Raw genomic sequence first — 251 nt, 5'->3', positions numbered from 1 at the left:
GAAGAAAAAATAGAATATGGAACTTTACAGGAGCCGGGTATGCTGTATTCAGGATACCCGGCTCTTTTCAGCTTCACGGCCGTGATACACCGGGTAAATTGTCTTTTCCAGCCCGAGATGATATAATCCCGTCTTTGACAGTCAAACAAAATAAAACACCGCTGAAAGTCCGATTCTATGCGGGTTTCACAGCGGTGTTGCTTCGTTTTAAAGTTTGGTATTTTCCTGGTTTCTAGCCATTTGCAGTTAAA

General features: G+C 42.6%; 1 protein-coding gene. It reads left to right on the top strand.

What is annotated here, in order from left to right:
• Nucleotides 1–236 (top strand): hypothetical protein (locus NE473_RS32470; RefSeq protein ID WP_256265754.1); only part of this gene is annotated, 236 nt, incomplete at its 5' end.
• Nucleotides 237–251 lie beyond the last annotated feature (15 nt).

Origin of the sequence: Hungatella sp. SL.1.14 (assembly GCF_024460495.1) — a bacterium.
Lineage (GTDB): Bacteria > Bacillota > Clostridia > Lachnospirales > Lachnospiraceae > Hungatella > Hungatella hathewayi.
This window is presented reverse-complemented; position numbering and strand designations above follow the sequence as displayed.